Here is a 22913-nt window from a genome sequence, read left to right as displayed (position 1 = left end):
TTTTATCAAAAATAAATCTATGGATATGTTTTAACATGATTGCATTAAGCAGATTTCTAAAGATAACCTTGATCTTGCTGGTGTTCGCCAACCCATCGCTTGTGTTGGCTACGACGACCAGAGTTACCTATCCTGCTGGCGAAATAGAAAACGATACGCGCTTCAATGACGTCATCGAGATTCTGCGCACAGCTCTGGAAAAAACACGCGCAAAATACGGTGACTTTGAGTGTGGCCCAAGCAGCAGTTTCGTCCCTAAAAAGCGCTCAGTAGAAGATTTAGAACGTGACGATCACAGCGTCAATGTCATATGGAATCCTACCTCTGAAGAATTAGAGCGAAAATTTTTGGTTATTCGTATCCCGTTACGTAAAGGCTTACTCGGATACAGGATTCCTCTAATTCGAAAAGAAGATCAAAGCAAATTTGACCAGATCAAGACTGAAGAAGACTTAAAAAAATTCACGGTCGGTCAAGGCATCGATTGGAATGATATCCCTGTCTATAGGGCACATGGTATTGAGGTTATTCAGGCTCCTTACGCCCAACTAATCAAAATGCTCGCTGGTCGTCGCTTTGATATGTTCCCCAGAGGCGTTGGCGAGCTTTTGGGTGAATATGAGCGCTACCACGAAATCTATCCAGAAATCGCAATAGAAAAAAATTTAGCTTTTTATTACCAATTTCCGGTTTATTTCTTTTTCAATCTCAAAGATCAACAACTTAAAGAGCGCATTGAGACAGGTTTGCAAATCATGCGAAAAGATGGCAGCTTTGACAGCATTTTCAATAAATACAATATGAATGCAATTGAAAAGCTGAACTTAAAAGGTAGGCGATTGATAAGACTAAGCAATCCGGTTCTACCCAAAAATACGCCATTAAACGACGCCAGCCTTTGGTATAGCCCGCCAAAACAATGAGCAGTTATTTGATGAGCTAATACAGCTAAATCAATTCAGCTTCATTTCATCCATGCAGAAAATGGCTTGATGTCGGTACCAGCTTCAACATACCACGCCTTTCTCGCCATATCAAATCGAGCCCCAAGCCCTTTAGCAATATCTTTTTCGTGAAAAGGCACTTTCAGATACTGTCGCCCGGCAGGTGTTGAAGTTTCTCGCGATGCATTTCTGGCCACCGCTTTATTTGCCTCAGCTTTAAAGGAATCCAGATTCATCGCTGCAATGAAAGGACTGCGCAAAGACTCCTGTTCAGGCATAAGCAAGCTAAGGCGCGACTTAGTACGAGTTGCAGCGACATAGAAGAGATGTCTTTCATCCTTCGCATCCGATAATAGGTGAGGAAAAACTTTGCTTTCCATGCGAGGAATAATCACGTGTTCAAATTCACGCCCCTTCACATTCGCCACCGTATCAAGCATGACAAAATCTTTCTCTCGTTTGCGAGTCGCAAAGGTCTCAGCTTCATTCAACAACTGCGCGAAATCCTTGAGATTCAAACCTGATTGTTTAGCCACATCAATAAAGCCGGCAATGGATTTTTCAACGACACTCGCATCATAGGCGCGGATAAATAAGCGCCGCGCAATCCCCTGCAGATTCAAGCGAATCACAATATCATTTAAGACGTCTGCAGCATTCGTATCGGGACCTGATTGCTTCATATCTGCAATTATGCTTGCCAAAAGTTTAATATGTAGCGCATTCGCATCCTGTATAAATTTTTTGAAAAAATCAAAAATTAATTCGGGATTTTTTGCGACCGTATATTTACCGCTTTCCAATTCAGACGCAGGAATTCTCAAATCACCAAAGGTTGCCAATGCGTCCAACACACCGCTACGCACTTCATAACTTTTTATCGATGAAAGATCATTGAGCACAATTGCCATGATTCCACGCAAAAAAAGTACCTCTTCCCATTGCAAATAACTCGCCATGGCTGGGGTTTTATAATCAATCTTTGCAATTCGCAGCGCATTTTCGATCTCAATTGATTGATCGCGATTGCGCAATAATATCGCGCATCCCTCCAGGGAGTTTCCATCCTTCTCCCATTTTTTTAGCGCAACAATCAACGTTTTACTGGCTGATTCGGAAAGTTCGCCGTAATTTAAAAGCTGTATTTCTGTGCGCTTAGTGACAAAAGACTCAATAGGTTTTCCCGCAAATTCACGCATTGCATACGCCAGGTGCGGGCCGTGGCGATAGGTGATCGTAAGCGGAAGATGTTTTAGAGCTGGAAATGCCGCTTTGAAACGGGTCTCCAAAAATTCACGGCTCGCTCCCAGCGTCGCATGAATAACCTGATGTTCATCCCCCGCACCGACAAAATAACACCGTCTCTCTGTTGCGATCAGCTTACTTAATATGCAAAAAGCAGCTTCATTTAAATCATGCAATTCATCGCAAATTACCAAACGATAATCAGGTAAATGCTGCTCTATACCTGGATACGCAAGCAGGTATTGAGCCAAATCGTAGGTGGCATCAAATTCTGCCCGGAAATGCGGACTGTCTTTTTTTCCGCGGCGGATGCGCTCATATTCGATGGCGGTCAGATACTCGGTCGGGGTGACGCCCCAAAGGCTGAACACATTTTCAATTTCATCCAGATCAAAATATGGATCCAGAACCATCATCGCTTTTAATCTAAGTTGCGCCTCCAGAAACTGGGCGATTGCGATGTTGTGGGTTTCTATCTGCAAAAAATCGAATTTTTGTCCATATTGTTGTGCTACGTGATCCAAGGCCTGCAACGCAAACAACTTGAGATTCCTTGTCTGAGCGATCTGTTTTACCTCCTCGCCTTCTATGCTAAGCAAGACCTTTTGAGAAAATTCTTCAAATGTTAATATTTGAATCTCATTGACTATCTTATAGTTTACCCCGAGCTCAATAAGTCGTGAACGCATCACTTCACGCGCAGCATCAGTAAAGGTCAAGGCCAGAATTTTTTCAGGTGACACATTATTCGCTAAAGCTTCACCGATCCGTAGTGCCAACGTGGTTGTTTTTGCTGCCCCGGCATTTGCCTGCACTAAAATGACACGATGTTTTGCTATCTGTATGTCGATCTGTTCTTGGTTTCTGACTATTTTTTTTGGAAAAAACTTAGAAACTACGTTATCGCTCATAGCTGACCGTTAATTGCGTTGGGAAAATGCGACAAGTCTACCTTAGACGATCAAATCAAGGCGCTATTTGAGCAAAGTAATTTGATAATTAATTTAAAAGAATCTTCATTGGTTCGCCTATAATGTGCGCCAAAAATGAATAGAACAAATACGTTTATTTCAATATCAATTGAATCAGTCAGAAATCATCTTATTTGTTGTTTTGGATTGTCCGTGAATGATAAAGGTGGCAATTTTCTCCGTTACTTCAGATTTTTACCCACTTACATCTTACGATTTATGTCATCACCAAGTAAATTAAGTCACTTACATTAACGACAAAATGTAATTTTTTACCATCTCGCCCCGCCCGTGGCAGATAGCCGATTTCAGCAACTCAATGTCATTTTGTCCTGATGCGACAGAGAATGACAATGAAGTTAAGTACTCAACCAGGAGCAATTGCATGCGCAATACTGCAATCAAAACCATAAAAACAACCATATCCTTACTCCGCGCGCATCCCCGTCAAACCTACCTAAAAGTTGTCACCCTCGCAGCTTTACCAGTATTAGCAATGTGTGCGATATTCGCGGTCTCATCGGCAAATGCGGATAACAATAAAGGTAGTACCCCTGAGCCCATGTTGGTACGCTCTGGTGAAAAGCTGATCGTTCCAGAAAAATCTCCTTTTCGCACCCGTCTAAAAGTGGCGACGGTAACAATGACTGACATCCCTCACATATTAAATTTTCCCGCTGTAGTAGAAGCCAACCCAAGTAAAACAGTCAATGTATTGCCGCCTTTGACTGGGCGCCTGTTGGAACTCAAGGTGAAATTGGGCGACTCCGTCAAACAAGGGCAATTACTTGCCGTTATCAGTTCAGGCGATTTGGCGCAAGCTTATTCTGACTACGATAAAGCCAAAGATGCTTTAGAACTGGCACGCCAGGCGTTGACCCGTGGTAAGGGCGTGAACGCTGCCGGCGCGAACGCAGCCAAAGATTTAGAACAATTACAAAGTAACTACTCCCAAGCGGCCGCGGAAGAAAAGCGCGCTGGTAACAGATTAAACACGCTAGGCGTTGATAAAACAGGTGAAAAGTCCCGCGCATTAAATATTGCAGCACCTGTTTCAGGCACAATCACCGCGCTTAACAATGCACCCGGCGCTTACATCAACGATGCAACCGCCGTCATTATGACGATCTCTAACCTTGAGACGGTTTGGGTGACTGCCAGCGTTCCAGAGTCACAATTGCAATCGATTTCAAAAGGTCAGGCGACTGATATTCGACTCGCTGCCTACCCTAACAAAGTCATTAAGGGCAAAGTAGATGTTGTCAGTTCCATTCTAGAGCCGGATACGCGCCGCAATAAGACACGTATTGAAGCCAACAATAAAGACGGAATGTTAAAACCAAATATGTTTGCAACTGTCTCGGTTTCCATACCTCAGGCTAAGCAAATCCGCGTTCCTACATCTGCGCTGTTAATGAACAACGATAGCATCACGGTATTTGTTGAAGTGGCACCATGGACCTTCGTTCGCAAAACCGTCACGCTCGGCAATGAAGAATCAGACTCAGCGGCAATTTTAAGTGGACTAAATCAAGGCGATAAAGTTGTCGTCAGTGGCGGAGTGCTGCTCAATGATTAATCAGTTAATCGCTTTATGTTTCAGACGGCGTCATCTGGCATGGGTTATCGCCATATTGGTGAGTATCTACGGCTATTTGTCCTGGACAAAAATGGCCGTTGAAGCCTATCCGGACATTAGTGACGTCACCGTACAGGTCACGACACAAGTGCCGGGATTAGCAGCGGAAGAAATTGAACAGCAAATTACAATACCGCTAGAACGAGCATTGAGCAATACGCCGGGAGTAACTGCCACACGCTCGAGCAGCACTTTCGCCCTCTCACTCATTACCTTAGTTTTTCAGGATGGCGTTGAAGATTATTTTGCCCGACAACGTGTAAATGAGAGAATTGGTCAGGTAACTTTACCTCCTGGCGTCCAAGCCTCTCTCGCTCCTGTATCAAGTCCAGCAGGCGAAATATTTCGCTATACATTAGAATCCGATACAAAAAACCTGATGGAACTATCCGAGGTGCAAAAATGGATAGTCACACCTGCATTTAAACAAGTTCCTGGCATTGCAGATGTGAACAATTTTGGTGGTTTCACCAAAGAATTTCAGCTTGAACTTGATCCTCGCCAACTACAGCGATATAACGTCGTTCTCAATGATGTCGTGACTGCGATCAACGCAAACACCTCTAATGCCGGTGGCGGACGCATTGCACGTGGCGAGCAGAGTTATGTCGTTCGCGGCATTGGTCAAGTGCATTCTCTGGATGATTTAGGCTCCGTCGTCGTCACGCAAAGTAACGGCGTGCCGGTCTCAATTCGTGACTTAGGCAAACTCCAATTTGGACATCAAGAGCGGGAAGGTATTTTAGGAAAAGATACTAACCCAGACACGATCGAAGGCATCGTTTTGATGCTCAAGTATGAGAACCCTTCCAAGGTTCTGGAAAAGGTTCATGCCAAATTCGAAGAATTGCAAAAGCGTCTAACGCCAATGGGCATCAAAATTGTGCCGTACATTGATCGCGATGATCTGGTTAAATTAACGGTACACAAAGTCTCGCATACAGTGATTGAAGGGATAGGCTTAGTTTGCATCGTCTTGATTCTCTTCCTTGGCAGCCCTCGCAGCGCCATCGTTGCTGCCGTGGCAATTCCAATTGCGTTGGTGACCGTATTCATCATCATGTACGCAACCAAAATGCCAGCTAATTTGTTCTCATTAGGCGCAATCGACTTCGGTATTATTGTCGATGGTGCGATTGTTGTGATGGAAGCTATTTTGCGGCGTCGTGAGGAAGCACCCGACGTAGAACTCAATGAAGAAGATATTTTAGAAACCGTGAGTCAGGTTGCCAGCCCGATTTTTTTTGCAACACTGATTATCATCACCGCATATTTGCCGTTGTTTGCATTCCAACGTGCTGAGGGTAAGTTATTTACGCCGATGGCATACACAGTTGGTTATGCGCTATTAGGTGCTTTAATATGCTCTCTCGTACTCATCCCGGGTTTGGCTTTTGCTGCACTACGCAAACCGCAAAAAATTTTCCATAATCGTCCATTGGTCTGGCTCACAGATAAATATAGTTCGATACTGGATCATCTATTACATCACCCTTTTATTGCGTACAGTGCTGCCGCTATTGCGCTGGTAGCAGTCGTCATTTTGGGTGCAAGTGCAGGTCGCGAATTTTTACCTGAATTGGATGAAGGTGCCTTATGGTTACAAGTTCAACTTCCTTCTGGCATTTCATTGGACAAAGCCAATGAAATGGCAACTGAATTGCGGCGCACCATACATGAATTTCCGGAAGTTTCGTATGTCGTGACTCAGCTAGGTCGAAGTGACGGAGGCACAGACCCTTGGACACCTTCACATATTGAAGTTCCGGTGGGATTGAAGCCCTATGACGAATGGCCTGATCATGAAAGTAAGGCAGAGTTAATCGAAAGACTCACCAAACGATTTGAACAGATGCCCGGCTTTTCTATCGGTATTAGCCAACCTATTATTGATGGCGTCAACGACGCCATCGGTGGTGCTCATAGCCCATTGGTACTGCGGGTTTATGGAACAGATCTCAAAGAGAATCGTCGAATTGGCAACCAGATTGTCGATATTTTGCAATCAATCAGGGGTACCGCTTCTGCTTCTTTGTTCCAGGAGCCACCAATTCCGCAGTTAGCAATCAAGGTCAATCGCGAAGCTGCCGCTCGATTTGGTATCAATGTACAAGACATTTCTGCGCTGATTCAAACTGGCATTGGAGGAGCACCTGTTACGCCAGTATTTGTGGAAGATCGAACATATAACGTCACAGTCAGATTCCCCAAAGAGAGCAAAGCGAATATTGAGTCTCTGGGTAATTTGTTTTTGAATAGTTCCAGCGGAGCAAAAATTCCACTTTCACAATTAGCAACGATACAAATGCAAACTGGTGAAAGTACGATTTCGCATGAATTTAACGAACGACAAGTGACCGTCCGCATTGACAATCGTGGTCGAGATTTAACTTCTTATTTAGCAGAAGCGCAAAAACGGATCGATGCTGAGGTGAAATTCAATAAGGAAAAAGTCCACCTTGAGTGGGCAGGTCAATTCGAAAACCAACGACGTGCACAGGAAAGACTGACCGTCATTCTAGGGATCGTTTTACTGGTGATGGGTGTACTGTTGTTCTTCCAGTTTGGCAAATTGCGCCAAGCGATCCTGGTGCTAGGCGTAGTTCCACTCGCTGCTCTCGGTGGTCTGATTGCGATTCACCTGACCGGAGAAACACTAAACGTTGCAACTGCGGTTGGCTTCATTGCCCTGTTTGGTGTCTCTGTTCAAAACGGTATTATCATGGTAGCTAACTTCCGCCGCGTTCGTGGCAGTGGTCTCAACTTGCATAACACCGTCATCAAAGGTGCCGCTGAACGTTTGCGCCCTGTGTTAATGACAGCCACGGTCGCATCCTTTGGTATGTTGCCAGCAGCCTTAGCAACGGGCGTTGGTACTGACGTGCAACGTGATCTGGCAACTGTCGTTGTTGGCGGCTTGATTATCTCCACCCTATTGACCTTATTCATTTTGCCAACGTTTTATTTTGCGCTAGAGCGCTTTGTCGAAAGCAGAGAACATAAAAACTTAAGGCAGAGCCGATAATGAAGACGAGATCCTTATCTTTTATAAAATTGAAACGCACCCCACTCGACCTGGCTTTGGTCGGAACAATTGTGGCTGGCTTGAGTAGCTTAGGTGGATGCACCGTCGGGCCGGACTACCAACGTCCGTCTCAAGCACTACCAGAGACCTACCTCGTAAAAACCGCGAACTCAGATGCGAAAGGCACTAGTGAGGTCAATCGCAACTATATCGTGGAAAGCCAAAAACTTGTTGAAGGACGGGACATTCCTGCTGAATGGTGGGAGTTATTCCACAATCAGTCCCTTAATGATTTGGTAGCTGCGAGTTTAAAAAACAACCCTACAATAGATGCAGCGCAAGCTGCTTTGCGTGCCGCAAAAGAATCAACTGCAGCGCAAGAGGCGGCGTTTTTTCCGAGCGTTTCAGCATCGTACTCCCCCACTCGTCAACGGGTAGCAAAGCCACTGGCAAGTCCAGCAGCATCCGGTGCAAGCTATTATGATGTACAAACCGCTTCGCTTTCAGTTTCGTACACGATAGACGCGTTCGGCGGCACCAGGCGTCAAGTGGAATCAGGCACTGCTCAAGAGCAAAACCAACGTTTCCAATTGGAAGCGGCTTATTTGACACTGGCTAGCAACGTAACAAACGCAGCGATTCAAGAAGCGATGTTGCGTGGTCAAATACGTTCAACGCAGGAAGTCATTCGCAACCAAAAGCAATTACTACAAATGTTTGAACGCCAACTGGCATTAGGTCAGGTTGGACAAGCAGACGTCGCTGCACAAGAAGCAGCACTGGCTGCCAGCGAAGCATTACTTCCGCCGTTAGAAAAACAACTGTCGGTTCAACGCGATCTGATCCTCGCGCTTGCGGGACGCTATCCTAATGACACTGGCGTCGCAACATTTGAGTTAAATGACCTGCAATTGCCATCTGAGTTGCCGCTGAGTTTGCCGTCTAAACTCGTTGAGCAACGCCCTGACGTCCGCGCTGCAGAAGAGCAAATGCATGCAGCCAGTGCAGCGATTGGGGTAGCGACTGCCAATCGTTTGCCGAACTTTACTATTGGTGCAACCAGCTATGGTACGGCTGCTGAGAACTTCTCTGATCTGTTCAAGGCTAGTGGTGCATTTTGGAATCTGGCCGCCAACATTACCCAGCCAATTTTTGACGGCGGTGCGCTTAAACATAAACAAGCTGCTGCGCAGGCCGCCTACGATCAGGCAGCAGCGCAATACCGCTCTACTGTCTTGGGGGCATTTCAAAACGTTGCAGATTCACTTCAAGCAATACAACATGACACTAATGCCTATGCAGCGGCGTATAAGTCGGAACAAGCCAGCTTAAAGAGCGTCACCATTGCACGCAAACAGTTTGCGCTGGGCGACATTAGTACAGCAACCTTATTGGTCGCTGAACAAGCCTATCAACAAGCCAAATCAACTTTGGTACAGGCACAAGCAAATCGCTTATCTGATACCGTAGCACTGATTCAATCGCTTGGCGGTGGATGGATGAGTAAAAATGAGACGCCCGAAAAATCAAAGACAGCATCCTGATATACTCAGAATAACGGAGAGCAAATGAAAATCGTCAGACATGACATTGGACCACGTTTCAGCGAGATGACTGCCGTCCATCTGGGCCAAGCAAAGTTACTCTATTTATCGGGACAAGTCGCTGAAAATACCTCGCTGGATATTACTGGCCAGACACGGGAAATTTTAATGTTCATCGATCGTTTATTAGAAAAAGAAGGTGCTGACAAGACTGCAATTGTCTCTGCCAGAATTTTTTTAGCTTCTGTCGGTGACTATGCCGCAATGAATTCTGTTTGGGATGACTGGGTTCCACAAGGTCATACCCCGTCAAGAACAACGGTGGGTGCGAAATTGATCAGGCCAGAATACAAAATTGAAATTGAAATACAAGCAATCGTTAATCAGCCTGCAAACACATCAGCGAACACGTGAATGGATGCAACAGATATCAATAGTAAATCCAAGATAAATTGGGATTTCCCGCAACCGTTCACGCTGCAACGCATTCCAGCTCTACACGACATCGATGGACTGAATCACACCAACAATGCGGTTTATGTGCAGTGGTGTGAAACCATAGGATGGGCGCATTCTGAATCTTTAGGATTAAGCCTGACTGACTACAAACGTCTGGACAGAGCGATGGCGATACGTCAGGCCGAATATGACTATTTACTACCCTCCACGCTCGGTGAAAAACTCATTTTGGCGACGTGGCTGACAGATAGCGATGAGAAACTGAGTATGCAACGGCGTTTTCAATTAGTCAGAGAATCTGACCACGCTGTGATTTTCCGCGCAAAGTGGCATTTGGTATGCATCGAAGTAAGCACCGGCAAAGCGCGTCGTATGCCACCTGAATTCTGTCAAAAATATGGTTCAGCATTGGCCGTAGTGCCATCAGTAATCAAGACTTAGCACTCCCTTTCTACGTTTCATTCGAAAGCGCCAGCTCGACATTGCTCAAATGGACTACATGAGTTCAATCCCAAAGCGTCTGACGATCACGGCAAACACAACAAAACACACGATAGTAATGGCGATACAAGAGAGCAAAGTTGCCCAAAACCCTATGCGTGGAAGCAGAACAGGAAATGCCAAAAACATCGGCAATGTGGGAACTACGTACCAAAACGTGTACCAGGCGTGATTAGCAATTTTTGCTTGCGATTGATTTTCTAATTGCAACCAGATCAAAGCCAGCAGAGTCACCAAAGGCAAAGCCGCGACCAGGCCACCTATTTTATCGCTCCGTTTTGCCAATTCTGAAACCGCAACGACAATAGCTGAGGTGAGTAAATATTTAATAATAAGCCAAACCATTTCCACTCCGGATTAGATGTAAAGAATGCAGTCGCATTGCAAACCTTATCTTTTTAAATTTACGAACTACAATAAAAGCGTAATTCTTTATTGTTTTTCACTTTAATTATGTAAATAATATAAAAATAATCTTTTAATATTATTCTGACAAATATAATGCTGATTCGTATTGGCCAGCCAGTAATGCTAAATTGGGTTGGGATTATAGAAGAAAACATGCCGGGAAGCCGACTAATCGATTTACTTGTAAACGAATGATATAAACAATTTCTCGACTCCATCACTGAATAGCAAGCAAAAAAAACACACTGATAATGTAAAAAATATAACGGCATTAACAAAATTAATGCATTTAAAGCTCGACAAATGAATAACAATTTTATTTTCTAACAAAGAGCTCATCATGAACGATAAAGTTTATAACGTTTTATTTTTATGTACTGGCAACACTGCACGTAGTCTCATGGCAGAAGCACTGTTGAGCACCATGGGACATGGTAAATTTCGCGCCTACTCTGCTGGTAGTGCACCCACCGGTAAAATCCATCCGCTTGCCGTTGAACAAATCAAGACGACTGACTATCCAATTGCACAACTGCGTAGCAAAAGTTGGGACGAATTTGCAAATCCTGACGCGCCACATATGGATTTCATTATTACCGTTTGCGCTGATACAGCTGAGGAAGCATGCCCGTACTGGCCCGGTCACCCGCTAACCGCACATTGGACATTTGAAGACCCGAGCAAGGCAGGCGGAACAGAAGAAGAACAAAAAAAAATATTTCACAAGATATTTCGAGACATTATGGCGAACATGCATTACTTCGTTAACCTGCCAACCCATTTGCTGGAAAAGAATGCTTTGCACGATGAAATCAAAGCATTAGGCGAACCAAATGCGTAATAAAAAGTCTCGTGAGCTTGTGTAATAACAAGTTGCAAAGTTTCAAATAAAGTTAAAGTATGACATCTCGCCATCCTGGCCGACATTTCTTTGCCTAACCCAATCACGATGACAACACATACCCATCGAACACACAGATCAGGCTGGTTAAGGGCTGCAGTGTTAGGGGCTAATGATGGTCTGTTATCAATATCAAGTTTACTACTAGGTGTTGCCGCTGCCCATATCAGTCCTGACAGCTTGATAGTCGCCGGGTTTGCTGGACTCATTGGTGGCGCGCTGTCGATGGGAGCTGGAGAGTATGTGTCAGTGAGTTCACAAGCAGATGTTGAACAAGCTGATCTCGATATTGAACGTCATGCTTTAAGACACGAATATGACGCCGAACATGCAGAGCTACGTGATATTTACATTGATCGCGGCGTGGATCATGAAATCGCAAGCCTGGTTGCGCAGCAACTCATGGAAAAAGATGCCTTGGGCGCATATGCACGCGACGAAATTGGGATTACCGATGCCTTATCAGCGCGACCATCACAAGCCGCAGTTGCTTCGAGCTTGAGTTTTATGGCTGGCGGCATCATCCCGCTAGGTGCATCATTATTGGCACCAACAGGTTATTTAATTTTGACTATTGCAGCCGTATCACTATTTTTTCTCGCGTTACTTGGCGGGTTAGCAGCTTACAGCGGAGGCGCATCTCTGTTGCGCGGTGCAGGACGAGTTTTATTCTGGGGAGCGCTAGTGTTAACGTTTACTGCTATGGCAGGTAAAATTTTTGGCACTACAATATAAAATCCTTATCCCTCACCGCGGCGCCTGACCCCAGCTGTTAAGGTGAACCAAAATGTGCTTCCCTGCCCTTCAATGCTGTCAAAACCAATATTGCCACCCATCTTTTCTACAAATGTCTTGGATATATTCAGACCAAGACCGGTGCCTCCTTGCTTTCTGGTATTGCCACCGTCGGCCTGTGCAAATTTCATAAATACGCGATCATGAAACTCTTTTGGAATACCTTGCCCCTTATCTTCCACTTCAATTCTGAACATATCGGACTGGTCAATAATGCGAATAAATACCACACCTTTGGAATGAGAAAATTTGGCTGCATTTGACATCAGATTGGCATACACCTGCATCACTCTATCTGCATCACAAACAGCCCACGCGCTTTCAGGAAACGCAGAAAATTCGTATTTCACGTCGAACTGTTGTGCATAAGGAGCGTTCGCTTCTATCGCTTGCTGCGTCAATTTGATTAAATCTATTCTGTCCATGCTGATATCCATTTTTCCGGAAACCAGTTTTTCTATATCCAACAGGTCATTAACCAGAGTACCAAGGCGTTGGCTATTTTTATGGGCAATTTTTAATAGCTGCATCAATTTGGGTGGGAAATCAGACCCGACACTATGCTCCAGTAAGCCAAGTGCACCACGAATCGACGTCAAAGGTGTTCGCAATTCGTGACTAACTACCGCAATAAATTCCGACTTGATTTTGTCAGCTTTTTTTTGCTCGGTTAAATCAAGTACAAAGCCTACCCACTCGTCGTCCGATCCTTCAAGACGGGACATGCCGAGCCTCACGGGAATCAGTCCGCCTTCACTATTTATCAACTCAATTTCAAAAGGCTGCGCCTGTGAATGCAATTCAATCTCATCTAAAGCCGAACAATAATCGTGATGATAAATATTGGGTATCATGGAATAAAGATTCAACGCCCCTGACTCAAGCGCCTCACGATCATATCCAAGTAAGTGCAAGAGTACATCATTGGCTTCGACCAATTGTCCTGAATTATCGCCCTCGATAATGCCAACCAGACTTGAATTTACCAGGCGTCGCAAACGTGACTCACTGATGCGTACCGCGTCCAGCATCCGGGTTTTTTCCTGATTGGCGAGTTCTGCCACGTCGCGCATCTGCATTAAATTATTTTCTACCGTCTTCATGTCCGTAATATCCCGCACACTAAATACACGGCCAATTAATTGATCACGATAAAATTCAGGCTTGGAAACCACATCAAAATATCGCCCATCGAGCAGGCATACCTGATCTGCAGTTTCAGTCTCAGATTCCGCTTTATAGCGCAGTAAATTAGTTGAAAAATGAATTGAGTCATCACAGCGCGCCTGCATGCAAGCAACAATGTTGTCTACTCGTCGCCCCATTAAAACTTCTTCGGGTATATTCCACATTGAAATGAATCGGCGGTTCAGGCTGATCACATTTCCGCGGAGGTCAATCGATAAGATCCCTTCTGCCGTCGCTTCTAATGAACTCTGCAACTGCGAGGCAAGATGAATTTGCTCTTCGTATACCTGACGCTTATTAGTAATATCTTCGGCATGAATAACCCAGAAAATGTCACCATGACTATTAAAACTGCTGACACGTTTTTCGATAGGAATTACGCGACCATCACTGGTGAGCCATTCGCTTTCCGCAATTCTGGCGTCAATAAACTCCGGTGTTTGTCGAATGTCGTCCCAGAAAAAAAGATCCTGTAGCGAACACTCAACGGTCGACAGATGTGTGCCGATTAAATCTTCGCGCGTGCGGCCAAGCATGGAACAGGTTTTTTGCGCTACCTCACAAATAGCCAAATCTTCGGATGATATGACGATCACTGCTTCACGCGAATAATTAATAATGTGTTGGAGCAATCCAGCTCCCAATAGCCCCTCAGATTCCGGATATAGCAGATTCTCAGACATAACGGGCTCTCATCGTTTTCATTGTGGTTTCGATGGCAAAGCGCCGCCAGCGGCAGGCTTGTTTTTAGACTCAAAATAATAATTTACATGCTTACGCGGATTCAGATACTCAAATATGGTTCGCGGCAATAAACCAGGACGGATGCTACCACTGATATTGACATCTTTCGCTTCATCGGACAAATCGAGAATAATTGCTGACTCCTTTGGAATTTCGGAGTCGTATACCAGCACACAAGGACGCAAAGGCTTGCCGATATTCACATTCATCACCAAGCCAATTACCTCATTCGATAATTTTACAATGGTACCAGGTGGATATACGCCCAGACTTTTCACCATCGTTGCCATTACAGCAGGATCGAATTGACCGCGTTTATGCGCGTACATCACTGATAACGCCTCATGCGGTGTGAGGGCAGTGCGGAGGTCAACCGGATTACATAGGTTGTCGTAGACATTGGCGACAGTGATAATGCGCGTTGCCAAGCTTAAGGCATTACCATTGAGCCTTTGCGGATAGCCGCTACCATCCATTAATTCATGATGATTAGCAATGACTTCAAGCGTAGAAGGTGATAGACCGGCTTTTCGGCCAACTTCGATACCGTATTGCGGATGTAACTCAAAAAAGTTCTGTTCTGGTTTAGTCAGCGGCTCTGTTTTGGTCAGAATCTTATCCGGCACATTCACTTTACCTATGTCGTGAAACAAAGCAGCAATGCCAATCTCTTTGATTTGACTTTCGTTGCATTTCATTTCGCTGGCGAGCATCATTGCGAGCACGGACACATTGAGCGTATGAAAATAAACGTCTTCATTATTGCCCGCCTGCTGTATCAAATGCATGACGGTATCGTTGGCGTTTAGAAAAATCTCAGCGATGCTATCGACCAGTTTATTGGCTTCCGCAAGCGTTTCTTTTGGGCGAGAAAAAATTAACTTATTGATGCCTTTAACGACGGTTGCCGCGTGCACAAATTTTTCTTCGCACATGGCAATTTCGGCACGTTGTTTCATTAACTTTTCATAACGCGCATGCTTGGCTTCGATAATACTGTCATAGACTTTAATCTGCTGTTCTTTAGCCTCTGCGGTTTCTGGAACTGGGGGTGACGTTAGCTCTTTTGCAGACTGCGCCATATCTGATTTTGACGGGATATACCGGACATGCTTGAGTTTTAAAGCCAATAAATCATTTATTTGTTGCTGATTGGTGATCTTGAACGAGCTCATTGGGAATGAGTGCTCAAACCAGCTCAGGTCAAGCTTCACAAACATCCCTATCCGGACTTTGTCGATTGCGATTAACTGGATATCATCTGACATAGTCGATCAATTCATTAAAAGGACAAGCGATAAGAATGAGTAGCAATATGAAAACAGACCAATCCAATAATGTAGTATTTACTTTATCGGTCTGGCGATGACAACGCAAGCTTTTACTTATTTCATTATCAACCAAGGTAACACTGTACTTCAATAAAAAACCACTCTTATGTCACAAGAACCACTATTGACCATCAACAAACTAAGCTTTCATTATCCTGAAAAAAAATTATTTACGGATTTATCTGCAACAATTTGCCCAGGAATAACGCTAATCCAAGGCGACGACGGATGCGGCAAAACCACCCTCCTCAAATTATTGACAGGAAGATTGCCGATATCAAATGGTGCGTTGTGTATTGCTGAGACAGATTCGATTCAACATGCGGTAGATTACCGAAAACAAGCGTTTTGGGTTGATGCGCATAGCCACGAATTCGATAATGCGATCGTAGAAACTTACCTCTCAACTCTGGCAGAAAGCTATCCAGACTTTCATGAAAAAAATCTCCAGCATGCGATCGAAGGATTAAGCCTTGCACCACATCTGGAAAAACAGTTTTTTATGTTATCAACGGGCACCAGGCGCAAAGTTTGGTTGGCTGCCGCATTGTCTGTCGGCTGTCCGGTCATCGCGCTTGACGACCCCTTTTCCGGAGTTGATAAACTCTCTATGCAATTCTTTACCAAGACCCTAGATCAACGCCTGGAGAAGCCACAACAAGCATGGATTATCGCCAGCCACATTGTGCTTGATATGGTGTGCCAAGCGAAGATCATAGAATTAAGCTAGAACGATGCTCGCCGCCAATGCATGAAACCTTGAGCGCCTTGGCGACAGAAAAAAACCGAGTGCTATTTTGAAAAATGTCAGCACATCTTAAATTTGGCTTTTATCCAACGGCCGCTGTTTGCATAGCGTCATCACTATCCTGTTTGCGACCGTGTATCCGCAACACCATGACAGCAGCTACAATGCAAGCAATACCCATCATGATAGACGACGCGGTGTAGCTTCCCAGACTATTGCGCATATAGCCTGCCAGTAAAGCAGCACTTGCAGCACCCAATTGGTGCCCGACCACTACCCATCCAAAAATGATGGGCGCTGCAGCTCTTCCAAACACGTCATTAGCCAATCTGACGGTCGGCGGCACAGTTGCAATCCAATCCAAGCCATAGATAATGGCAAAAATTGGCAAGCCAAAATAGCTCAGGCCAAACGCCTGAGGCAGAAAAATCAAGGCCACACCACGTAAGCCGTAATACCAGAACAAAAGTACACGCGCGTTGTAGCGATCTGATAACCAGCCCGACATAGTTGTCCCAACCAAATCCAATACACCCATTGTGGCCAGAATACTCGCCCCGCCGACAGCCAATATGCCGTAGTCACTGCACATAGCGATAAAATGCGCGCCGATGTACCCATTGGTACTCATACCGCAAACAAAAAAACTGAAAAACAACAGCCAAAAATCACGAATACCGACCGCGCGCTTCAATGCCTGGAAAGCCGCCTTGAATGGATTACCGCCAGTCATTGCACTTTGCGTCGTGTCGTCAACTTGGCCGTAACGCTTCATACCGACATCCTCAGGACGCTCAGGCAATAGCAATGCCACCATAGGAATCGCGAGTGCCGCCACAGCAGACACCATCAATGCCACTGCACGCCAGCCGACGTGATCAACCATATACGCCATCAAGGGCAAAAATACCATTTGTCCAGTCGCTGCACTGGCAGTCAAAAGCCCCATCGCCAGACCACGCCTCGTTTCAAACCAACGCCCGACGATAGTTGCGGCTAAGGTATTTGCAACGACACCACTACCGGCACCAACCACCACACCCCACGCGAGCATCATATGCCACGGCAATGTCATGAACGTACTAAAAAAGGTTCCAATGGCGAGCAACCCTAATGCCCCCAGAATCATGCGCCGAATACCATAGCTTTGCATGGCGGCAGCAGAAAAAGGACCGATTAATCCATACAAGGCAATATTGATCGAAATGACCAAAGAAATCGTTGTACGGCTCCAGCCAAATTCATGCTCCAAAGGAAGGATCATGATCGCTGGTGTCGCCCTGATACCAGCCCCGGAAAGCAAAACCAGAAAAATAATCCCAACAATAATCCACACATAACTAAATCGGAAACGAGCAGCAATGACCTTCACTATTTCATTCATACCAATATTTCCATATCTTAAAATTCATCAAGGAGACAGTGTAGGCCACACTAGCCTAGATCTTTATTGTCTCTATTGGCTTTATTGCAAATAAACACCATTTGCGTCAAACGAACACTAAAGAACTAAATTTCCGTTAATTTTCGTAAATTAACACAGTTAAAAAATAACAGCAGAACACAAATTTTTCAATTTCGGCTTTTTGCCAGTTACTTAAAAAGCCGATACAAATCTTTTTTTAGATTTTCAGAAAAAAACGCATAAAAAGCTAAAGTCGGACAATAAGTTGCCGATAATTTAGGCAGACAAGGGGGATTGTATATGTCAATTTCATCCATACCCACAACGCCACTCGCCAGCGCCAGCACGGGTACTTCGGGTGCGCCTACGGCGACGACACCCAGCACGACGACGAGTACTGTCACCAATAATGCGCCTGCGGCAATCTCGTCGACGGCAAATGCGGGCTTAGTGAATTCCGCAGTCACGTTGGCTTCAGAGTCGAGCATTGTCTCCCTTCTTAACGGAAATCAGTCGTCCAATGACACCTACAGTGCATCAGGATTATTGAGCTCATTTGTGAATGCAGGCATAAACACCTCAAAATCAAGCTCGAACTCAACGAACACAAATAGCAATTCTTCAACCCAAACATCTCTTCAAGCGGCACAAAATCAGACAATTTTGGCAAGTATCAGTACTCCAGTAAATACGAGCAACCCAAATGCCGCCTTATATGCCGCCATTGGACAATCGCAAAACAATAGTTCGATTGACACAACGACCAGTTGGGCAAATGCCCTTAAAAATAATCCTGCCGCGGCAGTCACTTTGACACAGGACAACCTCAACCTCTCCATCGTCAGCAATATCTCAACAACTGCCTGACAAAGGGAAAAAGGGGTTTGATTTAATCCACTGTTATCTGAGTCGTGTTTTTTGTGTCATTCTTGTTGCCTGTCAAAAAACTCAAGCACACTCCAAATTGACGCTCTTCAGCACGTAAAAATAATTTATCTTATGATGCGTGAGAACCTTGCAATGTTTGTTAAGCATCTGCATTGACCTCACCATGATAGGAAAATGAACGATGAGTGCCCTTTTCTCCCCAATTTCACTGGGAAATCTTAAATTAAAAAACCGCATCGTGATTGCCCCGATGTGCCAATATTCAGCGGTCGATGGCCAAGCCACCGATTGGCATTTGATCCATCTCGGCGGTCTGGCTCTTTCAGGCGCTGGCTTATTAATCATAGAAGCAACAGCCGTGGAACCGATAGGCAGAATTTCTCCCGCAGATTTAGGTTTGTGGTCTGATGAAACCGAAGCAGCATTTGCTAAAGTATTGACGTCAATACGCCAATATTCCACGATGCCAATCGCGATTCAACTCGCCCATGCAGGTCGCAAGGCATCAAGCCAGGCACCATGGGATGGTGGACAATTAATCTCTCCCGATCATGGCGGCTGGGAAACCGTAGCTCCTTCGCCAATTCCGCATGGGCCAACTGAAACGCCACCCTTGGCCCTAAATAAAACAGGGTTGGAACGGGTCAAGCAAGCATTTGTCGATGCTGCAATTCGTGCACATCGCCTTGGTATCGACGCCATAGAGCTGCACGCTGCACATGGCTACCTGATGCATGAATTTTTATCTCCATTATCCAACCAACGTGACGATGAATACGGCGGCAGCTTAGAAAATCGCCTGCGTTTTCCGTTAGAAGTTTTTGATGCTGTAAAAGCTGTACTGCCAGAAAATTACACGCTAGGCATACGCATTTCTGCCAGCGACTGGGTCACAGGTGGCTGGGATGTTGAGCAAAGTATCGTGCTGACGAAAGCATTAGAACAACGTGGATGCTCGTTCATCCACGTATCAAGTGGTGGCGTATCGCCTTTACAGCAAATTCCTTTAGTACCTGGCTACCAGGTTGAATTTGCCGACAAGATCAAACAAACCACCTCCATGCCGGTCATCGCTGTCGGATTGATTACCGAAGCCGAACAAGCCGAAAGCATTGTCGCCAATGGTCAGGCAGATATGATAGGCATTGCCCGTGGAATTTTGTACGATCCGCACTGGCCTTGGCATGCTGCCGCCAAACTTGGCGCATCAGTAGACGCACCAAAACAATACTGGCGCTCTCAACCGCGTGATCAAAAAGCCTTATTTGGCGAAACGAAAATCGGCGCGCGATAAACTGAATTAGTTAGATACGTCCGCACATAACATGTACGACGCTATCTAACTGAGTGCTTAAAAACTGGATAAGAATACTTTTCTTCCTGATTTTTGCGCTATAAAGTTGCAAGAAAAATTCTCCGATAAATCGTCAATTTGATATGCTACTGTGTCGCAATTTCAAGCGTCGATCTATAACTGCCACTACTGCTAAGTACTTCTAAAACACTCGTAGTGAATACAAAAAAACGGCGCCAGAAATTTCTGGCGCCGCTTTTCTTACATCAAAATCAGATCAACTGAATATTTGAAGGCGTTAGCTAACTCGCTTTGGTGCCTCAACGACACCACCTTTCTGAGACTTAGCGACTTGCATTGCCGTTGCGATTAATCCGCTCATATCACCCAGATTTGCAGGAACGATGATCGAATTATTGGTCTTCGCTAAATTCGCAAAAGCAGCAACATATTGTTCAGCCACCTTCAAATTCACTGCATCTTCACCGCCGGGAGATTGAATCGCTGCTGCTGTTTTACGTATCGCTTCAGCGCTTGCTTCAGCAATCGATAAAATTGCCGCTGCCTGACCTTGAGCACGATTAATCGAGGCTTGTTTTTCACCTTCTGATTTAGCAATCGAAGCTTCGCGCTCACCGGTGGCGATATTAATTTGTTCCTGCTTTCGGCCTTCAGACGCTGCAATCAAAGCACGTTTTTCGCGTTCAGCCGTAATTTGCGCCTGCATCGCATGCAAAATTTCTTTTGGTGGCGTCAGATCTTTGATTTCATAACGCAAAACTTTGACGCCCCAGTTTGCTGCTGACTCATCAATTGCACTAACAATCGTGGTATTAATGTGATCGCGCTCTTCAAAAGTTTTATCCAATTCCATTTTACCGATCACAGAACGCAACGTCGTCTGTGCTAATTGCGTAATCGCCGCGATGTAATTCGATGAGCCGTAAGAGGCACGCATCGCATCGGTTATCTGGAAATATAAAATACCATCGACCTGCAATTGCGTATTATCTCGGGTGATACACACTTGCGGTGGCACATCAAGAGGGATCTCTTTCAAGATATGTTTGTAAGCAATACGATCAATAAACGGCACCACGATATTCAAACCAGGACCTAAGGTGCTGTGATATTTACCCAATCGTTCAACTACCCAGGCGTGCTGTTGCGGCACGACGTTAATCGTTTTAAAGACAAAAACGACGGCCAAAACAAACAGCACCAGAGCAACGCTACCAATACTTTCCATATATCCACCTTATTGTTATTTGAAATTTATACCAAGCACGACCAAATTCTTACTTCAAAAAAGAACCTATCTTGTTGATAGCTTGACGATCAACTTACTACCTTGCACTTCCTGAATCACATATTGTCCAGGTTCACCACTTCCATGATGCATTTCCACGTCCCACATTGCTCCGCGGTAGGAAGCCCGCGCCGTAAAATTCCCATTTCCTTGTTCATTCCATTGCGGCACTTCGATAATCTGACCTATATCCATATTCACATTCGGATCTCGCGCCGCATCGACATTCCCTTTCCAGCCATATTTACTAGAGTGCAAAGCTATCGTCGCCACTGATCCTACAATGCCAGCCACGATCAGTTGAACTGAAGTGCCAAAACCAATCAGGGCAGATAATGCCCCAGCAATCATGCCTAATGAAATCATTAACAGATAAAAAGTTCCGCTAAATAATTCCAAGATAACGACCACACCAGCCAGCACCGCCCAGGTCATCCATGCGCTCATACCCTGCCCCTTATCATTATATTTAATGCATTACATTATGATCCCTAACGGGACTGAAGTCATCGGTTATATTTTGAAAATTTAGCCGTGATCGTCAGATTATCAGGACTAAGCAGTAGTGAGCATTTCAATGCAAACATGCCCGCTGTGCACGACCACGCGATCAAAAATAGGCGGCTGAAAACAAAAAAAGCCTGCAAATTCAGATTTGCAGGCTTATCTCATTTAAGAAAGAACAATGAAGAATCTAAAGCTAACCCAACGCCACAATCAACACTTTCAGTCAGGCGCTCGTACTAAAAAGACTTCCTATCGAAACACTTCCTTCAACATTGGCGGCAACCAATTTCAAAAAGGACTGAAGGTCAGCTTGATGAGGATTGCCACCACTGCTCTTCACAAGACTATTGAAAGAGCTTTGTAATGCTGATGCTGAGGAGCCAGATGAATCATTGCTTGTTCCAAACAAGCTATCAGAAGAACTGCCGCCATTTCCTAAATTCGTAATCAATTGCTGAATGCTTGATTGCAGACTAAAAGTCGGACTGGACTTATCTAACTTGACCGGTGCTGGCGCCGAAGAAGACTGTCCTGAAGAGAAACCAAGTAACTGTGCGAGATTGGCCCCACTGGCGCTATCAGTACTACCCGGCGAAGTACCAAGCAAAGCCGACAGATCAGTATTACCTGAATTTTGTTTAGTTAACCCCGGTAGAGCGTTCAGTAGGCTGCTGGTAAAGTTAGACGAAGACTGCTGGCCGCTCGATGACAATAAAGTCGTCAAATCAATATTTGGATTAATTTGTGATAAAGCTTGCGCAATTGCCGCAGACAAAGCACTGCCGTTTGCAGTTGACGTTGCCGACGTCGAGGCTGCGCTATCAGAGGACGCGGGCGAGACAGGGGCAGTCGATACAGTGTTGGTTGCTGTCCCTAAAGCCCCGACGGTCTGGTAATTTCCGGTACCCAATGAAGAAATTGACACTTTGTACTCCTAATTTGTAAGGCAATAATATGACGCTATTCTTCATTTTCTATGTAGTACGTCGAAAATGAAATGGCATATTGCCTATTTTTTACACAGTTATACAAAATTCAGAAAAAATAGCAAAAAAAGTGCCGTTAAC

20 protein-coding genes are annotated in these 22913 nt (G+C 45.0%); 11 read left to right on the top strand and 9 right to left on the bottom strand.

Going from position 1 to position 22913, the window contains the following annotated elements; genetic code table 11:
* The first annotated feature begins 35 nt into the window (after positions 1 to 35).
* A complete protein-coding gene (locus ACO0KY_RS09410; protein WP_423045524.1) occupies positions 36 to 923 on the top strand; it encodes an amino acid ABC transporter substrate-binding protein in 888 nt (295 codons plus the stop codon).
* Between the two features lie 41 nt (positions 924 to 964).
* On the opposite strand, the gene ACO0KY_RS09405 is transcribed toward ACO0KY_RS09410, so the two are convergent.
* Positions 965 to 3100 (bottom strand): DUF5710 domain-containing protein, encoded by a 2136-nt coding sequence (locus ACO0KY_RS09405; protein ID WP_423045522.1) that lies wholly within the window; start codon positions 3098 to 3100, stop codon positions 965 to 967.
* Positions 3101 to 3545: 445 nt separating this feature from the next.
* Here ACO0KY_RS09405 and ACO0KY_RS09400 point away from each other — a divergent pair, with 445 nt between their 5' ends.
* Genes ACO0KY_RS09400 through ACO0KY_RS09380 form a run of 5 tightly spaced genes read left to right on the top strand, consistent with a single transcriptional unit; the run spans position 3546 to position 10268 of the window.
* Positions 3546 to 4739: an efflux RND transporter periplasmic adaptor subunit gene (locus tag ACO0KY_RS09400; protein WP_423045520.1), complete on the top strand. Its 1194-nt coding sequence runs from the start codon at positions 3546 to 3548 to the stop codon at positions 4737 to 4739.
* Positions 4732 to 7824: an efflux RND transporter permease subunit gene (locus ACO0KY_RS09395; protein ID WP_423045518.1), complete on the top strand. Its 3093-nt coding sequence runs from the start codon at positions 4732 to 4734 to the stop codon at positions 7822 to 7824. The genes ACO0KY_RS09400 and ACO0KY_RS09395 overlap by 8 nt, the downstream gene beginning before the upstream one ends.
* Before the next feature lie 29 nt (positions 7825 to 7853).
* Positions 7854 to 9368 (top strand): efflux transporter outer membrane subunit, encoded by a 1515-nt coding sequence (locus ACO0KY_RS09390; RefSeq protein ID WP_423045516.1) that lies wholly within the window; start codon positions 7854 to 7856, stop codon positions 9366 to 9368.
* A 24-nt stretch (positions 9369 to 9392) separates the two neighbouring features.
* On the top strand, positions 9393 to 9782 hold the full coding sequence (locus ACO0KY_RS09385) for a RidA family protein (protein WP_423045514.1): 390 nt from the start codon (positions 9393 to 9395) through the stop codon (positions 9780 to 9782).
* Entirely contained in the window at positions 9783 to 10268 is a 486-nt protein-coding gene (locus ACO0KY_RS09380) for an acyl-CoA thioesterase (RefSeq protein ID WP_423045512.1), read from the top strand. It begins immediately after the preceding gene.
* 54 nt (positions 10269 to 10322) lie between these two features.
* Here the strand turns inward: ACO0KY_RS09380 and ACO0KY_RS09375 are convergent, their stop codons facing one another.
* On the bottom strand, positions 10323 to 10673 hold the full coding sequence (locus ACO0KY_RS09375; protein WP_423045510.1) for a DUF3147 family protein: 351 nt from the start codon (positions 10671 to 10673) through the stop codon (positions 10323 to 10325).
* A gap of 403 nt (positions 10674 to 11076) precedes the next feature.
* Between ACO0KY_RS09375 and ACO0KY_RS09370 the strand changes: the two genes are divergently transcribed.
* Both ACO0KY_RS09370 and ACO0KY_RS09365 read left to right on the top strand, forming a co-directional pair.
* The gene (locus ACO0KY_RS09370) at positions 11077 to 11577 is read left to right on the top strand and encodes an arsenate reductase ArsC (protein WP_423045508.1); all 501 of its coding nucleotides are present in this window, start codon (positions 11077 to 11079) and stop codon (positions 11575 to 11577) included.
* A gap of 108 nt (positions 11578 to 11685) precedes the next feature.
* A complete protein-coding gene (locus ACO0KY_RS09365) occupies positions 11686 to 12372 on the top strand; it encodes a VIT1/CCC1 transporter family protein (RefSeq protein WP_423045506.1) in 687 nt (228 codons plus the stop codon).
* Positions 12373 to 12377: 5 nt separating this feature from the next.
* On the opposite strand, the gene ACO0KY_RS09360 is transcribed toward ACO0KY_RS09365, so the two are convergent.
* Positions 12378 to 14303: a PAS domain S-box protein gene (locus tag ACO0KY_RS09360; protein ID WP_423045504.1), complete on the bottom strand. Its 1926-nt coding sequence runs from the start codon at positions 14301 to 14303 to the stop codon at positions 12378 to 12380.
* A gap of 18 nt (positions 14304 to 14321) precedes the next feature.
* A complete protein-coding gene (locus tag ACO0KY_RS09355; RefSeq protein WP_423045502.1) occupies positions 14322 to 15632 on the bottom strand; it encodes an HD-GYP domain-containing protein in 1311 nt (436 codons plus the stop codon).
* Positions 15633 to 15801: 169 nt separating this feature from the next.
* On the opposite strand from ACO0KY_RS09355, the gene ACO0KY_RS09350 reads away from it, so the two are divergent.
* A complete protein-coding gene (locus tag ACO0KY_RS09350; protein ID WP_423045500.1) occupies positions 15802 to 16425 on the top strand; it encodes an ABC transporter ATP-binding protein in 624 nt (207 codons plus the stop codon).
* Between the two features lie 100 nt (positions 16426 to 16525).
* On the opposite strand, the gene ACO0KY_RS09345 is transcribed toward ACO0KY_RS09350, so the two are convergent.
* Both ACO0KY_RS09345 and ACO0KY_RS09340 read right to left on the bottom strand, forming a co-directional pair.
* Positions 16526 to 17827 carry an MFS transporter gene (locus tag ACO0KY_RS09345; RefSeq protein WP_423045498.1) on the bottom strand — a complete coding sequence of 434 codons (1302 nt, stop codon included), beginning with the start codon at positions 17825 to 17827 and terminating at the stop codon, positions 16526 to 16528.
* Between the two features lie 209 nt (positions 17828 to 18036).
* Positions 18037 to 18336, bottom strand: coding sequence for a hypothetical protein (locus tag ACO0KY_RS09340; RefSeq protein ID WP_423045496.1), 300 nt, complete (start codon positions 18334 to 18336; stop codon positions 18037 to 18039).
* A gap of 175 nt (positions 18337 to 18511) precedes the next feature.
* Here ACO0KY_RS09340 and ACO0KY_RS09335 point away from each other — a divergent pair, with 175 nt between their 5' ends.
* Both ACO0KY_RS09335 and ACO0KY_RS09330 read left to right on the top strand, forming a co-directional pair.
* Positions 18512 to 18715, top strand: coding sequence for a hypothetical protein (locus ACO0KY_RS09335; protein ID WP_423045494.1), 204 nt, complete (start codon positions 18512 to 18514; stop codon positions 18713 to 18715).
* Positions 18716 to 18917: 202 nt separating this feature from the next.
* A complete protein-coding gene (locus tag ACO0KY_RS09330) occupies positions 18918 to 20030 on the top strand; it encodes an NADH:flavin oxidoreductase/NADH oxidase (protein WP_423045492.1) in 1113 nt (370 codons plus the stop codon).
* A gap of 298 nt (positions 20031 to 20328) precedes the next feature.
* Here the strand turns inward: ACO0KY_RS09330 and ACO0KY_RS09325 are convergent, their stop codons facing one another.
* From ACO0KY_RS09325 to ACO0KY_RS09315, 3 genes are all read right to left on the bottom strand, one after another.
* A complete protein-coding gene (locus ACO0KY_RS09325) occupies positions 20329 to 21279 on the bottom strand; it encodes an SPFH domain-containing protein (protein ID WP_186910683.1) in 951 nt (316 codons plus the stop codon).
* 66 nt (positions 21280 to 21345) lie between these two features.
* Positions 21346 to 21786: an NfeD family protein gene (locus ACO0KY_RS09320; protein ID WP_186910682.1), complete on the bottom strand. Its 441-nt coding sequence runs from the start codon at positions 21784 to 21786 to the stop codon at positions 21346 to 21348.
* 283 nt (positions 21787 to 22069) lie between these two features.
* Positions 22070 to 22771 (bottom strand): hypothetical protein, encoded by a 702-nt coding sequence (locus ACO0KY_RS09315; protein WP_423045489.1) that lies wholly within the window; start codon positions 22769 to 22771, stop codon positions 22070 to 22072.
* Positions 22772 to 22913: the final 142 nt, after the last annotated feature.

This window comes from Undibacterium sp. Dicai25W (genome assembly GCF_049340505.1).
Taxonomy (GTDB): domain Bacteria; phylum Pseudomonadota; class Gammaproteobacteria; order Burkholderiales; family Burkholderiaceae_D; genus Undibacterium; species Undibacterium jejuense.
The sequence above is the reverse complement of the archived record's forward strand: the minus strand, read 5'-3'. Positions and strand labels throughout refer to the sequence as shown.

Excerpts from the sequence above, each read along its gene's own strand:
- ACO0KY_RS09320 (WP_186910682.1), bottom strand. The coding sequence starts at position 21,786 with ATGAGCGCATGGATGACCTGGGCGGTGCTGGCTGGTGTGGTCGTTATC.
- ACO0KY_RS09385 (WP_423045514.1), top strand. The coding sequence starts at position 9,393 with ATGAAAATCGTCAGACATGACATTGGACCACGTTTCAGCGAGATGACT.
- ACO0KY_RS09395 (WP_423045518.1), top strand. The coding sequence starts at position 4,732 with ATGATTAATCAGTTAATCGCTTTATGTTTCAGACGGCGTCATCTGGCA.
- ACO0KY_RS09380 (WP_423045512.1), top strand. The coding sequence starts at position 9,783 with ATGGATGCAACAGATATCAATAGTAAATCCAAGATAAATTGGGATTTC.
- ACO0KY_RS09350 (WP_423045500.1), top strand. The coding sequence starts at position 15,802 with ATGTCACAAGAACCACTATTGACCATCAACAAACTAAGCTTTCATTAT.
- ACO0KY_RS09375 (WP_423045510.1), bottom strand. The coding sequence starts at position 10,673 with ATGGTTTGGCTTATTATTAAATATTTACTCACCTCAGCTATTGTCGTT.
- ACO0KY_RS09330 (WP_423045492.1), top strand. The coding sequence starts at position 18,918 with ATGAGTGCCCTTTTCTCCCCAATTTCACTGGGAAATCTTAAATTAAAA.
- ACO0KY_RS09355 (WP_423045502.1), bottom strand. The coding sequence starts at position 15,632 with ATGTCAGATGATATCCAGTTAATCGCAATCGACAAAGTCCGGATAGGG.
- ACO0KY_RS09405 (WP_423045522.1), bottom strand. The coding sequence starts at position 3,100 with ATGAGCGATAACGTAGTTTCTAAGTTTTTTCCAAAAAAAATAGTCAGA.
- ACO0KY_RS09400 (WP_423045520.1), top strand. The coding sequence starts at position 3,546 with ATGCGCAATACTGCAATCAAAACCATAAAAACAACCATATCCTTACTC.
- ACO0KY_RS09345 (WP_423045498.1), bottom strand. The coding sequence starts at position 17,827 with ATGAATGAAATAGTGAAGGTCATTGCTGCTCGTTTCCGATTTAGTTAT.
- ACO0KY_RS09340 (WP_423045496.1), bottom strand. The coding sequence starts at position 18,336 with ATGCTCGACTCTGAAGCCAACGTGACTGCGGAATTCACTAAGCCCGCA.
- ACO0KY_RS09410 (WP_423045524.1), top strand. The coding sequence starts at position 36 with ATGATTGCATTAAGCAGATTTCTAAAGATAACCTTGATCTTGCTGGTG.
- ACO0KY_RS09370 (WP_423045508.1), top strand. The coding sequence starts at position 11,077 with ATGAACGATAAAGTTTATAACGTTTTATTTTTATGTACTGGCAACACT.
- ACO0KY_RS09360 (WP_423045504.1), bottom strand. The coding sequence starts at position 14,303 with ATGTCTGAGAATCTGCTATATCCGGAATCTGAGGGGCTATTGGGAGCT.
- ACO0KY_RS09365 (WP_423045506.1), top strand. The coding sequence starts at position 11,686 with ATGACAACACATACCCATCGAACACACAGATCAGGCTGGTTAAGGGCT.
- ACO0KY_RS09325 (WP_186910683.1), bottom strand. The coding sequence starts at position 21,279 with ATGGAAAGTATTGGTAGCGTTGCTCTGGTGCTGTTTGTTTTGGCCGTC.